This is a genomic window from Asticcacaulis solisilvae (assembly GCF_052327315.1).
Lineage (GTDB): Bacteria > Pseudomonadota > Alphaproteobacteria > Caulobacterales > Caulobacteraceae > Asticcacaulis > Asticcacaulis solisilvae_B.
On sequence record NZ_CP166196.1, the window covers coordinates 2059506 to 2072079 of the forward strand.

Consider the following 12574-nt stretch of genomic DNA (forward strand, 5'->3'; position numbering starts at 1 on the left):
CGGGCTCCGATCCGGAGCCTCACGCCATGACCGCCGTCCTGCCCGCATACCATCAGGCCTTTGTCGACCGCCTGTGCGCCGCCATACCGGCGGACGGGCGGATCGACGCCCTGCTGGCCGGCGGCAGCCTGGTTCACGGCGGCGTCGACGAACAGTCCGACATCGATATCGTCGTGGTCGTACGCGACGACGCCTATGCCGGCCTGATGGAGGCGCGCGAGGCCTTCGCCGCGAAGCATGGGGTTTTGCTGTCGGCCTTTACGGGCGAACATGTGGGCGAGCCGCGCCTGCTGATCTGCCTGTACGGCCCGCCGCTGCTCCACGTCGATTTCAAGTTCGTCGTGGCCGGCGACCTGGCGTCAATGGTTGAACGGCCCCTGGTCCTGTGGGCGCGCGATGAGACCGCCATCACGGCGCGGCTGGACGCGGCGCGGATTGCATGGCCGGACCGTGACGCCGACTGGTTCGAGGCGCGCGCGTGGGTGTGGCTGCATTACGGTGCGGCGAAAGTGCTGCGCGGCGAGTTGCATGAGGCGCTGTCCCTCCTGAGCTTTTTCCAGATGCAGGTCCTGGGGCCGATGCTGCACCGGCGGGCCGGGCGCTCGCAGCGGGGGACGCGGCGGATCGAAGCCTATGGGCTCGATCCGGAGGGGCTGCTGCAATCAACCATTGCCGGGCATGATGCGCGGGCGATCCGGGCGGCGCTGCTGGCCTCGGCGGACGTCTATCTCTTACTCAGGGCCGACGCCCCGCCGTCGCGGTCGGTGGCGTCGATGCCTGAGGCTTTGCGGGCTTATCTGGCGTAGCGTCAGTTCGCCGGACGGGTGAACGCCCTGACCGCGTAGGGATACAACTCTACCAGCAGCAGGGCGGCGAAGATCAGCCCGCAACCCAGCCAGTTGATCGCGCCCAGCCGCTCATGCAGCAGGACGGCGCCCGACAGGGCTGCGAACAGGGCCTCGCCCGACATGATGATGGCGGCGTCGGCCGACGGCGTGTGCTGCTGCGCGAAGGCCTGGAGCGCGAAGCCGATGCCGCCCGACACGATGCCGGCGTAGAGGATCGGGACAAGGCTGGACTGGATGCCGGCCACGGTGATGTGCTCGTGCAGGCCCGCGAGCGCCAGCGCCGCCACGGCGGTGACGGCGTTCTGCGCCACGCAGATGGTGAAGGGGCGGGCGGACTGCCGCACCACGATGCCCATCAGATTGATCTGGAGCCCGAAGGCGGCGGCGCAGCCGATGACGAGGGCGTCGCCCATCGACAGGTGGTCGAGCCGCCCGCCATTGAGCAGCCACACCCCGGCGATCGCAATGGCGCAGGCCGGCCAGACAATGATTGACTGGCGGTGGCGGAAGACGAACAGTCCGATGACGGGCACGAAGACGACATAGAGGGCGGTGAGGAAGCCGGCATTGGTGACGCTGGCCGTGACCATGCCGGCCTGCTGCAGATAGGCGCCGGCGAAGAAGGCCAGGGACAGCAGGCCCATCAGGCCCCAGTCCTTTGGCGTCATGGCGGGGAGGCCGGCGCGGCCCTTCCATTCGCGCCAGGCCAGCGGCAGGACGACAATCGTTGACAGCAGGAAGCGCGCGCCGACGAAGCCGAACGGTCCCATGCCGTCGAGGCCCGATTTCTGGGCGACGAAGGCGAGGCCCCAGATGGCGGCGGTCAGAAGCAGGAGAAGGTCGGCCTGAAGGCGGGAAACGGTACGCATGGGATGCCGATACCGTGTCGGGCGGCGGCTGGCAACCGCTTGCCGGCCTGTGTTCAATCAGGCAAAAGACGCCATGACCGTCTACTTCTATTCGCAGACCGACGCCTTTGCCGAGTTTTCCAATTTCGCGCCCTTCGGCATCGAGATGGACGGCGTGTGGTGGAAGACAGTCGAGCACTATTTCCAGGCGCAGAAGTTCGACGACGCGGCGTGGCGCGAGCGGATCCGTAAAGCGTCGACGCCAAAGGACGCCAAAGCCCTGGGCCGGACGCGGGACGTGCCGATCCGCGCGGGTTGGGACGATATCCGCAATGATGTCATGCTGGCCGCAGTGCGGAAAAAATTCAGCACGCACAAGGTCTTGGCGGAGTTGTTGCTTGGAACGGGTGAGGAAGACCTGGCCGAGGCCGCGCCCGGCGACTATTATTGGGGCATCGGCGCTGACGGCAGCGGTGAAAACCGGCTGGGACGGATGCTCGAGCAGGTGCGGGCAGAATTGAAGGCCTGATCAGCCTGCCTTTACCGGCGCCTTGCCCTTGCCGGTCGCCCAGAACAGGATCGCGCCCAGGGGCAGGCTGAGATAGACGGTGGCGGGCTCGAACAGGGCCTGGTAGACGCCGCCCGCGCCCCAATGGATGTAGATTGGCGTAAAAACATAGGCTTGCGTCATCCAGTTGAAGCGAAGGCTGCAGACGCCCGCCATGATGAAGATGAACCACAACCATTTGAAGCGTATGCCCGGCAGGCTGAGGCAGCGATAAAGCGTAACCAGCGTAAAGGCGATCAGGGCAAGGGCGGCGGCCAGCAACCCGGCCTGCGCCGCGTTGGCGTGCAGCGGATCGAAGCGCAGGGCGTGCACGTCGGCGGGCGACAGCGAGCGGAACTGGAAGCCTTCGATCCTGTTGTTCACCAGGTTGAAGACAACGGTGGTGAAGACGACTCCGCCGTTCGGATAGACGTGGTTGATCGTCAGCACGGCCGTGCGTCGGCCGTCCGAGGCGGCGGTGACATTGTACTGGATGGCGCCGGTCGATACCGGACGAACCGCCGGCAGGTAGGCGGCGATCTTTGGTACGGAGGCGTAGAAGTCGGCGTTCAGGACGGCGGGGTCGCTCATCGCCTTCAGTGTCGCAAGGTCCTGGCGCTGCATGGCGGCGACATAGGCTTCGGCGCGGTCGTGCTGGTCTTTCGGCACGAAGTGGCCGACAAGGGCGTAGATGGGCTGGCGGGTGTCGTAATTGTCGCCCAGCCCGGCGAAACCCGCCAGGGCCATGATGGCTGCGATGAAGACGGCGATGGCCGCCCAGGTCTTGCGTGTCATGGTTCCCCCCGATGATCGCGTGACTGTACTGCGGCGATGGCCTTCTGTCGACCCGGTGGACTGCGGGCACGGAAAAGGGAGACGCGGGGCGCCGTACAAAAAACCCGGCACGGCGGTTTAGCCCGCCAGCGGCGCGCCGAGGCTTACGGCTACCGCCATGGGCACCGTCAGTTTTCGCGCACGTCCCGGGATCATGACGACGGACGCGATTTGCGCTGGTGCAACTGCGGAACCCAGCATGAGGCTGGCTGGCGAATGCAGCTGTCGTCGGCGCCTTTCAACTCCTGACCGATCGACGAACCAAACAGTCGCTTGGTCGTAAGCTGATCGTAGCTTCGGACGACCTTCATGCGATCGAGGTCGACGATATAGGCCCTGAACGTCCCCATGTTGTCGCAGTTGCTGTGCGGCGGGATTTCGGCTGCGACCAGCACGCGGCGCGGGCCAAGCCAGCGGATGCCGCCAACATTGGGATCTTCCGGGCTGAAGCAGCGTACGGGGTGACCGAAGGCTTTGCGGACCAGCGGCGACAGGTCGGTTTCGGTCAGACGGCCGTTGCGCCGGCGGATGACATGGAGGTTGAATTGTCCGACGGCGCCGCCTTCGCTGCCGGTGAAGAAGGCGCCGGAGCTGTCGGGCGCCCACACCAGTTCGGCGTCGACGAAGTCGGCCGTGGCGATATCCAGCCGCCCAAGCCGGCCCCTGACGCGGACATTCACCGCGTCCGTGTCGGCGCCGCTGAGGGCTACGGTCCAGGTCTTGTCGGGACTGGTAAAGGTGGCCGTTCGGTTCGTGCCGGCGACGGAGGACCACATGTCAACGGCGCCATGGCTGAAGGTGCCGTAATGGCGCTCGGCGGCATGGAGCGGGCCGGCCACGGCGGCCAGCATCGCAAGGATCAAGGCGGTACGAAAGATGGCGGATGTCATGAAGGCCCCCCGGCGTGGTCCGGCGATGGTACCTGCGGAGGCGTGGGGGCGCAATGCCCACAAGACCGTTGCGGCGGCCGTCCGATCGGCGCTATGAATGGCCAGTGTCTACGGGGGACTTTTTCATGAAACGCCTGCTTGCAGCCTTCGTGCTGTGCCTTTTGCCGCAGGTCGCCTTCGCGGGCGACGGCGCGAAAACCTTGAGTGACGCGGACGCGAAGGCCTTTGCCGAAGCGTCGCGGCAGAAGCAGTTCGACGAACAGGCGGTGGTCGCGGCTATGTCCGACGCCGATGTCCGCGCGGCCCTGACCGCCAACGTGGCCGACAAGACCAAGATCTTCTACCAGGCGGGATACGGCGTCTTCGTCGAATATTCGGCGGCCGACGGCAGCGACCGCATGTGGTTCCCCAAGAACCACGCCGTGGTCAAGGGCATATGGGGCATCCGCGTCATGGACGGCAAGACCAAGGCCTGCTTCCACTATTTCAACGCCCGCAACACCGTGACCGGCGAGTTCGAGGGGACGGAGTGCATAAGCCCGGCGCAGACCCTGTCCGGCGCCGACGTGCTGGAGATGCGCAGCGGCGACGTGTTCGGGTTGATGAAGGACAAACTGCCCTATGTGAAGTCCGCCATGGATGTGCCGCTGTGGCCGGGGGACGGCAAATAAAACAACCCGCGGTGACATTGACCGGGCGAATTTCGACCGCGATACAGCCTTAAATCGGTCTTGTTCCCGTTCGTATAACGCTGTGCTTCCAGCGAACAGGGGACTTATCATGAAATTCATCACGGCGATTTCGGCGCTTGCGCTGGCGTTTGCGACACCGGTGGCAGCGGCCGACCCGTCCGGTGCCTGGGTGCTCAAATCCGGCGAGGGCACGCCCATCTACCGCTTCGTCATCGGCAGGACGGCGAAGGGGTGGGAGGCCATCTGGGTGCGCCCTGAAACCCTGCGCACGGATGGCGCCAACTTTTTCAAGATGAAGGATGCCGTCGTCCGACGGCCAGCCATGACGGTCGTCGAAAAGGGCGGCGGGCTTGAACTGACCTTCGACGACCCTGAGCCGCATTCCCGCCCCGACGTCTTCGACATCACGCCCGTCGATGCCGGCCACGCCACGGAAAGCTATGTCAATTTCAATGTCGGCGCGGTGACGCTGGTGCGCGAAGCGGAAGGCACGGCGGCCGACCACTGGGACCCGGCCAAGACCTATGCGGCGCAGACCATCCGGTCGGACAATGCCGAGATGTCGGCCATCTTCAAGGCCGACCAGGACGCGCGCAAGAACGGCATGGCGGGCGACTGGGCGAAGATCGGCGCCGACGACGCCCAGCGCCGGCAGCAGACCGCCGAACTGTTGAAGGCCGGGGCGCTGCAAAGCGGCGACGACTTCCTGCACGCTGCCTTTGTCTTCCAGCATGGGAGCACCCCCGAAGACTACATGCTGGCCCACGTGCTGGCGACGGTGGCGGTGGCGCGGGGGCAGGGTGAGGCGACGTGGATCGCGGCGGCGACGCTCGACCGCTACCTGATGGCGGAAAAGCAGCCGCAGATTTTCGGCACCCAATTCGGCAAGCAGAACGGCCAGGACTGGACCCAGGAGCCGTACAACCGGACGCCCTGCGCCAGGACCTGGGCGTTCCGGTGATGGACAAGCAGGCGCAGCGGCTGAAGGACATGCAGGATAAGGACAAGACCGACGCCAAGGCCAAGGCGGCGGCGACTCCGGACAAGCCGAAGCCGTGAGTTGCTAGGCCCGGCATTCGGGCTAAGCGCCGAAATCTTCAATCCTTTCGGCGTGTTGAACCCTGTTCGCGTATATACAATGCGTTATTGCAAATAATAAGGCCCTCGAACATGTGTCGAGGGCCTTATTGCTTTTCACTAACCGATAGCGGTTACGATCGTGGAGACTTAGGCCGCGCGTGAGCGCATTTCTTCGCCGACAGGCGACAGGACTTCATCTTTTCGCCCTGGCCTGGCTGCAAACGGATAGACCGGCGCCGAGAGTGTCGGCTTTAAAGTCAGCTTCAGCTCAGACAAATATTCGGTCAGATGCAAGAACGTGTTGTGCGGGTCAAAGCTCGACACGTCGACAGAAGCCCGTTCCCGCGTGAAATGCATGGCACTGTAGGCGGGATATGATTCCGCTATGACGTCGGTGCCGAGTTCGGTTTTTTCTCCGGCCTGCCAACACTGATCGAACAGCCGGCGCATGAAAACCTCGGGCTCTTTAAGTTCCGGCCATGTATCGTAATTGATACAATCGGTCTCCAGCGGGTATAAATCCCGTCTGAAGGCCAGTCCCAGCCACCGCGCCTCGTGCGCGGGCCAGGCTGCCTCATAAAGCACACCGAGAGAAATAAGCGGCGAGTCTGCCAATCTCATGTCGGCGCGATATTCTATCCGCCATTGCGTACCGAAAAAATTCATCATCGTCGCATCTCCGGCCTATGCCGCCCATGCCGGCAGTAATTCTAGCCTGCCTTCAAGTATTCCCATAATACGTATTTGCGCCTCGGGGGTTAAGATAGTATCAAGCCTGTGAACAACCAGGTCCGCATACCGCATTCCGGCGTCCAAAATAAGTTTGGCTGCGCAGGCTCGTGCTTCAGCTGCCCCTTCCAGTTCGGCGGTGGCGTACCCCATGCACATCCCCACACGATCCGGATTATACTGGTCGCAGCTATGACACATAGAGCGAGCATGGTCTATAGCAATCACCCTACACGTGCTTCCGGTCCGTTCGTAAAGAAGATTGCCGCGATTACCGTTGTGATCGACATCTCCGATCCACGACCAGAATATTCTGAGTCTTTCCAAATCCGCCACGGCCATTTTTGCCAAATCAGCATCGTCGGGATTCCACGGCCTCGGCGACTGAAGGCACGACAGGGACAGCGCCATGGGGTGATTCCACCGGTCGCCGGTCGGCATGCGTATAACGACAGGCGCAACAGGAAACCCAAGAGCATGCGCGAGATCGGCGGCAATTTTTTCCCGCGCTACGAGTAGATTTCGCGAATCTCCCGATTGCGTATTGGGCTTTATGTAACCGATATTGTTTTCGCCAAACGACACCCGGCACGAACCCGTGGCGGTATTCGAAAATAATCCGATTGTCGTAAAACCAAATTTCTGCAGAGGGTTGTCAAACCAATCTTGAGCTAAGGTTTTGATGCGCGAATGAAAATTATCGGCTGACACAATTTTAAGGCCCCAAGGAAACGCGGAACCTGCAATAATTTTTCCGTTGATGCAAGCATGAGTGTTTTGGTGAATATTTCTGCGGGAACGCTGCACGTCACGCCCGCGCGGGACATCCTGAAGTTGCCATTGTGCGGGGTTACGGAAACGGCCGGCCCGGGGTCGCAACAGCCCGGGCCGGCGTTGCGTCTATTGGCCGCTCAGCATGTCGGCGTCGACGCCGGGCGGAAGCTGGGAGCAGTCCGAACCGATGAACTTGCTGACGGTCGTCGCCTTGTAGGTCATGGGCGCGCCGCTGATCGTCCCCGTCATGTTCAGCACGTAGGTGACCTGGGCGCTGCCGATGCCGGAGACCTCGACCGTGCCGGTGCCGGTGGTCGGGCCCGACGCGCACGTCACCTTGCCGGTGATGCGGCTGCCGGAGTTGGAGGTGACTTCCGGCGTGCAGCCCTCGGCCTTCATCTGGCCGAGGATGGTTTGCAGGTCGATCCTGGTCGCGGTCTCACAGGTCAGCGACGGGTTCCAGCCGGCGGGCAGGCCGGCTTGCGCCATGGCCTGGCGCAACTGGGTTTTCTTCGCTTCGGGAACACCGTGGATGTCGAAAATGGTCGGCAGGGTCTTGCCGTTGAGCACGGCCTGGCTGGCCGAGGCCCACAGGCCGGGTTTGGCTGGCACCGTCTGGGCGTGGGCCAGGACCGGCGCCAGGACGATAGCAAGGCAGGCGAGGGCGGGGAAGGTCATGCGGCGTCGCATTTCGAATCCTTTAGAAATAAATATGAAAATCATACGCTTGGGAAAAACTTTTAAAGCCCGGCGTAAGGCTTTGACCCGGGCGGAATACGCGCCCGCGCCATCATGGCCCACAATCGTGTCAGCGGGTTGACGGTTACCGTTGACCACGGTTCGGCGGCGGTTTCAAGGCGGTAATATGCGGCTGCGGCGCGGCCGGATGTGCAAAAGGACGATATCGTCGCGACCGTCTTCCGGCCTAGATAGCGGTATCGGGATGTTCGAACAGCAGCCGGCGCAGGCGCGCCTCGCGGGCTGGCGGCGCCTGGTTGAGCAGGTCCCTGACGCAGGCCCGGCCGGCCGGATCGAGATCCGGCAGGCTGATGCGGTTGACCGGCACATGGTGGGCGCGCAGCCAGCTGTCCACCGGCATCAGGCGGTCCAGCACGGCGTCGGGGGTCGTCAGGTGGTTGACCACGTCGTGCTGCACCATCAGGTCGATCGGCCCCTTGCCGATATAGAGGTTGTAGTTGATATGCGGCGTGCCGTTGCCGAATTCCGCGTCGCGGGCGTAGGTGCAGGCGACATTGACCCGGGTGGCCTGTGAGAGGTCGTAGACCGAGGGCGTGCCCAGGCTCATCATCGTGAGGCGCGTACCGTCGAGCGACCAGTAGTCATAGCGCGCCAGGCCCAGCAGGAGCAGGGTGACAGGGATGCCGATATCGGCCCATCGCACGACGGCGCGCCCCCTGGACGGCGGAATCAGGGCGTCGAGATAGGCCTCGGCGCTTTCCGCGCCGCCACGGGCCGCGATGCGCGGCCGGGTCATGCGCGGATGGCCGGGCATGCCGTCCGCCAGCAGCATCTCGGCGACGAAGGCGCGGCGCGAGCGGGCTTCGGCGGCCCTGGGCGTAAGCGCGGCCACGAGGCGGCCCGCCAGCAGCGGGAGGAAGATGACGGTAAGGACCAGGCTCCACATCGCCATGGGGAAGACAAGGGCTGTGCCGAACAGGGTGCTTTTGTCCACCAAACCCCGGTAGAGGCGGGCATAGACAAAGTCGCAGCTGCCGAAGAGCGACAGGAAGCCGATCGTCAGGGCCGCCACGTAATACAGCACGCCGAAGAGCAGGCTGCCGACGGGCAGGGGCTCCAGCCGCCAATGAGCCAGCGCCTCGACAAAGGCTTCGGGCACGCCTTTTTCGCGCAGGCGCCGTCGCCTCAGATCCAGTATCGCCGCCTTGTCCTTCAATCCTGCCCCCGGGGAAAATGGCCGCGTCAGTGTGTCAGGCTTTCGTGACGGTCTTGTAACGCGCGGGCACGGCGGCGGCTATCGGATACAGTCGGTGCGTGTCCAAAGCGTTGATTGCAAACCGGGACAAGGATATGCTGCGGCCCGAACGGGGGGCGACAGTCATGGTCCGCAGCTTATGGATTGCATGCGCCGCCGCTTACGGCCTTGCCGCCGGACCGGGCCTTGCCGCCGCGCCCCCGCGGCATCCGACCCTGTATCTGGCGTCGATTACCGGGCTGACGATCGGAAAAAACGAATTCGTCGACGGGTTTTCGATCGATACCTGGGGCGTGCGCATGGTGGCGGTCTGCCACTTTCCGCCGGGCTGGTCGATCGATGCCGGCAGCAGCGCCGATCCCAGCGGCCTTATCAAGGGCGAAGGAAGCCTGGGCGTCACCTGGCTTGACCGCACGCGGCTGGATGAACTCGACGGGCTGGTCCTGCTCGACACCGAAGGCGGCATCCGGCGCGCGGACGAGGGCCATGAGGGCGCCAGCGTCTATGTGCCAGCCACCTTCAAAGGCAAGGTCAGCATTGGAACCTATGGTACGGACAAGGTTCGGAAAATGAAAATCGGCTGGCGCAATATCCGGCTGACGCCCGCTGTCCGGTGTCCGCCCCCGAAACAGGAGTGACCATGATCGCGATCGTTCTTATGGCCGCGCTGACGGCGGCGGCGCAGGTTTCGTCCCTCGACCTGTCGGGGCCGTTTCATACCCGTTCGCCCTGGACGCTGACGGCGTCGCAGGGGCCCGAGGTCGCCGATCCCGCCGGGCTGGACGAAAAGGTGCCGGGTACGGTGACCCTCTGCCTCAGCCGCGACCGGGGCCGGCACTGCGATCCGGACGTGACGGGCAGGTTCCGCGACACGACGGCCGACGATATCTACGCCCAGGCGCATTTCGCGGCCTCGGCCATCCAGCACCTGCCGGGCGCCACGGCGCGGCCGGTCCTGCAGGTGCGGACGGCCACGACCTACAGCATCGACGGCAACCAGGGCATCCGGTTCCAGTTCCTGCTGTACGATGCGGCCAGGGACGCCTTCGTCACGGCCTACGACCACGTCACCGGCCACAACAACAACGAGGACATCCGGTTCGTGGCCTCGGGGCCGCTTCAGGGCGACATCATCGTGGCCGAGCCCACGCAGGACAAGCCCTACGCCTTCTGGGTGGTGGTCAACCGGCTGTCCGGCGCGGGCGTCTATGCGCCGGTCCTGCGCTATCGCAGCGCCACGGCCTATGGCGACGGCAACCCTTTGGCAGTCATCGATTCCGAAATGCCCAACATCCAGAAGCGTCTGGGGATGTGGAAGCCCGGCCAGTCCCTGCCGCTGCCGGAAAAGACGTGCCTCCGGCCGCATCTGGTGCGCACCGAACTGTGGTGCCAATAGGGTTCAGGCCGCCGCCGCTTCCCAGAAGTCGATCTTGCGCGGGTGGGCGGCGCGTAAGGCGCCTTCGTATTCGGCGTGGTCCGGGAAGCCCTGCCAGTCGGTGACGAAGGCGGACAGGCGGCGGCATTCCGACAGGGCCTGGGCCGCCTGCTCGTAAGCCACCGAGCGCGAATTGATGAGCGTCGCGTCGATCAGCTTGCGCAGGAGCAGGGTGGCGGCCAGCGGATACTTGGCCAGCAGCTTTTCGGCGGCCTCGGGCAGCAGGTCCTCGTCATTGCCGTCCAGGCTGTTGATGCGCGTCGTGACGAGCCGCGCGGCGCGGTCGAGCGACGGCCAGGACACCAGGAAATCCAGGGCCTTATGCGCATCTGTGAAGGTGACGGCGTAATCGAGCGCGGCGTCTTCGGCCTCGATGTCGTCGAAGTCGGGCAGGCGCTTCAGATAGGCGCGCAAGGGCTCGGGGTCGAGCGTGTCGTGGAAGGCCTTGAGCCGGAAGGCCTGCGCGTCGCCGCCGCGCCCCAGGGCTTCGAGCGTGCGGATGTGCGCCGCTTGCCAGTTTTCCGGGCGCAGCTCGCGCGCCGAGGGACGGACGCGGTCGAGCAGGGCCAGGGCCTCTTCGGCGCGGTTGGCGGCGACCAGGCGATCCGCCGCGCCGGCGGCGACATCGGGGTGGCGCAGGTCCGATTGCAGCGCCATCCAGGCGTCGGGGTCGTTAAGGGCGTCGGCGATCTCCATCAGGGCGGCCGAGATGGTTTCGGCGCGCGACCGCCTCCGCGCGACGGCGCGTTCGAGCTTGCGTTTCCGCCAGCGCGAGACACGGCGGGTCGCGGGTGCGGCCGTGCGTTCGGGCGTCTTGCCGGACAGCAGGGCGTCCTGGAGCTGCATCAGGCCAGACGGCCCAAGGCGCGGAGCCAGCGCCGTGATCAGGCCGTCGTTCTGGCCGTAGCCGTTGAACGACACGGCGTCGAGCACGCGTCTGGTGACGGCCTCGGGCGCGGGATTGGCGGCTTCGGCGATGGCGGCCATGTCGAGCGCGGCGCGGTGAAAGACCGCGATCAGCTCACCCGACATGTCGGTGGCGCGGGCAAGGGTCGCGTCGCCCATGGCGGCCAGTTGCGCGATCAGCTCCCACGCCTCGGCCGGGGCGGCGGGGGCGACGCGGGTGGCGATCAGGCTGCGCTGCGTTTCTAGGTCGGCGATGAAGGCCTTGAGCGTGCGCCAGCCTATGCCGGTCGAGGCATTGTTGATGGACGTCAGGCGCTTCTGGATCTCGACGACCAGCTTGTCGGGGCTTTCCGCCGCCGCCAGCTCCATGCGCAGGCGGCGTTTGGCATTGGCATTGCCGGTCGAGATGTCGATCAGCAGTTCCGCCAGCCGTTCGGCGCCCAGCGCTTCGAGGTTCTTGTGATTCAGGGTGGTCTTGGACGCCATGGCGAAAACCTGAACGATTTCCGGTAAGAAGGAAATATATTTCTGATGTAACCGGACCGGTTTCGCGGGCGTAGTGCCTGGAAAAGAGGCATCCATGACCGACATCACGATAGCATACGAGCCGTTCGCCGACGCGGACACGCGACGCTTTATCACCGAAGGCGTCGACATGTTCAACGTCGCGGCGACGGGGCTTGGGGACTACGCGCCGGTGAATGTCGTCCTGCGGAGCGCGCATGGCGATATCCACGGTGGCGCCCTCGGGTTCGTATGGGGACGCTGGTTGCAGGTCACCGCGCTGTGGGTGTCGTCTTCGCTGCGGGGGCAGGGACATGGTCGCGGGCTTGTGGCGGCTATCGAAGCGCATGCGCTGCGGCACGGCGCGGTGGGTGTGGCCCTCGAGACCTACAGCTTCCAGGCGCGGGACTTCTATGAAAAGCAGGGCTATGGCGTCTGCGGGCAGATCGAAGACTATCCGCCCGGCCACATAAAGTATTTTCTGAAGAAGCCGCTGGCGGCGGGGTAAGGCCTCCGGGCCGTGGGGAGACGAC

Annotated in this window: 15 protein-coding genes; 7 read left to right on the forward strand and 8 right to left on the reverse strand. The window is 64.7% G+C overall.

Annotated elements, in window-relative coordinates:
* Positions 1-26 precede the first annotated feature (26 nt).
* The gene (locus tag AB8717_RS09645) at positions 27-806 is read left to right on the forward strand and encodes a nucleotidyltransferase domain-containing protein (RefSeq protein ID WP_443750820.1); all 780 of its coding nucleotides are present in this window, start codon (positions 27-29) and stop codon (positions 804-806) included.
* A 2-nt stretch (positions 807-808) separates the two neighbouring features.
* Here the strand turns inward: AB8717_RS09645 and AB8717_RS09650 are convergent, their stop codons facing one another.
* Positions 809-1717 (reverse strand): DMT family transporter, encoded by a 909-nt coding sequence (locus tag AB8717_RS09650; protein WP_443750821.1) that lies wholly within the window; start codon positions 1715-1717, stop codon positions 809-811.
* Between the two features lie 73 nt (positions 1718-1790).
* Here AB8717_RS09650 and AB8717_RS09655 point away from each other — a divergent pair, with 73 nt between their 5' ends.
* Positions 1791-2225, forward strand: a complete 435-nt coding sequence (locus tag AB8717_RS09655) for an NADAR family protein (RefSeq protein WP_443750822.1) — start codon at positions 1791-1793, stop codon at positions 2223-2225.
* Here the strand turns inward: AB8717_RS09655 and AB8717_RS09660 are convergent, their stop codons facing one another.
* Positions 2226-3038, reverse strand: a complete 813-nt coding sequence (locus AB8717_RS09660; protein WP_443750823.1) for a hypothetical protein — start codon at positions 3036-3038, stop codon at positions 2226-2228.
* 191 nt (positions 3039-3229) lie between these two features.
* Positions 3230-3967, reverse strand: coding sequence for a hypothetical protein (locus AB8717_RS09665; RefSeq protein WP_443750824.1), 738 nt, complete (start codon positions 3965-3967; stop codon positions 3230-3232).
* 125 nt (positions 3968-4092) lie between these two features.
* On the opposite strand from AB8717_RS09665, the gene AB8717_RS09670 reads away from it, so the two are divergent.
* The gene (locus AB8717_RS09670; protein WP_443750825.1) at positions 4093-4638 is read left to right on the forward strand and encodes a hypothetical protein; all 546 of its coding nucleotides are present in this window, start codon (positions 4093-4095) and stop codon (positions 4636-4638) included.
* Positions 4639-4747: 109 nt separating this feature from the next.
* A complete protein-coding gene (locus tag AB8717_RS09675) occupies positions 4748-5620 on the forward strand; it encodes a hypothetical protein (protein ID WP_443750826.1) in 873 nt (290 codons plus the stop codon).
* Between the two features lie 266 nt (positions 5621-5886).
* Here the strand turns inward: AB8717_RS09675 and AB8717_RS09680 are convergent, their stop codons facing one another.
* From AB8717_RS09680 to AB8717_RS09695, 4 genes are all read right to left on the reverse strand, one after another.
* Complete coding sequence (locus tag AB8717_RS09680) at positions 5887-6408, reverse strand: hypothetical protein (protein WP_443750827.1); 522 nt, start codon at positions 6406-6408, stop codon at positions 5887-5889.
* Between the two features lie 15 nt (positions 6409-6423).
* Positions 6424-7275, reverse strand: coding sequence for a hypothetical protein (locus AB8717_RS09685; RefSeq protein ID WP_443750828.1), 852 nt, complete (start codon positions 7273-7275; stop codon positions 6424-6426).
* 93 nt (positions 7276-7368) lie between these two features.
* Positions 7369-7920, reverse strand: a complete 552-nt coding sequence (locus tag AB8717_RS09690) for a DUF3617 domain-containing protein (RefSeq protein WP_443750829.1) — start codon at positions 7918-7920, stop codon at positions 7369-7371.
* A 247-nt stretch (positions 7921-8167) separates the two neighbouring features.
* Complete coding sequence (locus AB8717_RS09695) at positions 8168-9157, reverse strand: hypothetical protein (RefSeq protein ID WP_443750830.1); 990 nt, start codon at positions 9155-9157, stop codon at positions 8168-8170.
* A gap of 164 nt (positions 9158-9321) precedes the next feature.
* Here AB8717_RS09695 and AB8717_RS09700 point away from each other — a divergent pair, with 164 nt between their 5' ends.
* Both AB8717_RS09700 and AB8717_RS09705 read left to right on the forward strand, forming a co-directional pair.
* Positions 9322-9834, forward strand: a complete 513-nt coding sequence (locus tag AB8717_RS09700) for a hypothetical protein (RefSeq protein ID WP_443750831.1) — start codon at positions 9322-9324, stop codon at positions 9832-9834.
* 2 nt (positions 9835-9836) lie between these two features.
* The gene (locus AB8717_RS09705; RefSeq protein WP_443747129.1) at positions 9837-10592 is read left to right on the forward strand and encodes a hypothetical protein; all 756 of its coding nucleotides are present in this window, start codon (positions 9837-9839) and stop codon (positions 10590-10592) included.
* Between the two features lie 3 nt (positions 10593-10595).
* Here the strand turns inward: AB8717_RS09705 and AB8717_RS09710 are convergent, their stop codons facing one another.
* A complete protein-coding gene (locus tag AB8717_RS09710) occupies positions 10596-12023 on the reverse strand; it encodes a DUF6880 family protein (RefSeq protein ID WP_443747130.1) in 1428 nt (475 codons plus the stop codon).
* Between the two features lie 94 nt (positions 12024-12117).
* On the opposite strand from AB8717_RS09710, the gene AB8717_RS09715 reads away from it, so the two are divergent.
* On the forward strand, positions 12118-12549 hold the full coding sequence (locus tag AB8717_RS09715) for a GNAT family N-acetyltransferase (RefSeq protein WP_443747131.1): 432 nt from the start codon (positions 12118-12120) through the stop codon (positions 12547-12549).
* The last annotated feature ends 25 nt before the right edge of the window (positions 12550-12574 follow it).

Coding starts and splice junctions, on each gene's coding strand:
- AB8717_RS09645 (WP_443750820.1), top strand. CDS start 27: ATGACCGCCGTCCTGCCCGCATACCATCAGGCCTTTGTCGACCGCCTG.
- AB8717_RS09650 (WP_443750821.1), bottom strand. CDS start 1,717: ATGCGTACCGTTTCCCGCCTTCAGGCCGACCTTCTCCTGCTTCTGACC.
- AB8717_RS09655 (WP_443750822.1), top strand. CDS start 1,791: ATGACCGTCTACTTCTATTCGCAGACCGACGCCTTTGCCGAGTTTTCC.
- AB8717_RS09660 (WP_443750823.1), bottom strand. CDS start 3,038: ATGACACGCAAGACCTGGGCGGCCATCGCCGTCTTCATCGCAGCCATC.
- AB8717_RS09665 (WP_443750824.1), bottom strand. CDS start 3,967: ATGACATCCGCCATCTTTCGTACCGCCTTGATCCTTGCGATGCTGGCC.
- AB8717_RS09670 (WP_443750825.1), top strand. CDS start 4,093: ATGAAACGCCTGCTTGCAGCCTTCGTGCTGTGCCTTTTGCCGCAGGTC.
- AB8717_RS09675 (WP_443750826.1), top strand. CDS start 4,748: ATGAAATTCATCACGGCGATTTCGGCGCTTGCGCTGGCGTTTGCGACA.
- AB8717_RS09680 (WP_443750827.1), bottom strand. CDS start 6,408: ATGATGAATTTTTTCGGTACGCAATGGCGGATAGAATATCGCGCCGAC.
- AB8717_RS09690 (WP_443750829.1), bottom strand. CDS start 7,920: ATGACCTTCCCCGCCCTCGCCTGCCTTGCTATCGTCCTGGCGCCGGTC.
- AB8717_RS09700 (WP_443750831.1), top strand. CDS start 9,322: ATGGTCCGCAGCTTATGGATTGCATGCGCCGCCGCTTACGGCCTTGCC.
- AB8717_RS09705 (WP_443747129.1), top strand. CDS start 9,837: ATGATCGCGATCGTTCTTATGGCCGCGCTGACGGCGGCGGCGCAGGTT.
- AB8717_RS09710 (WP_443747130.1), bottom strand. CDS start 12,023: ATGGCGTCCAAGACCACCCTGAATCACAAGAACCTCGAAGCGCTGGGC.
- AB8717_RS09715 (WP_443747131.1), top strand. CDS start 12,118: ATGACCGACATCACGATAGCATACGAGCCGTTCGCCGACGCGGACACG.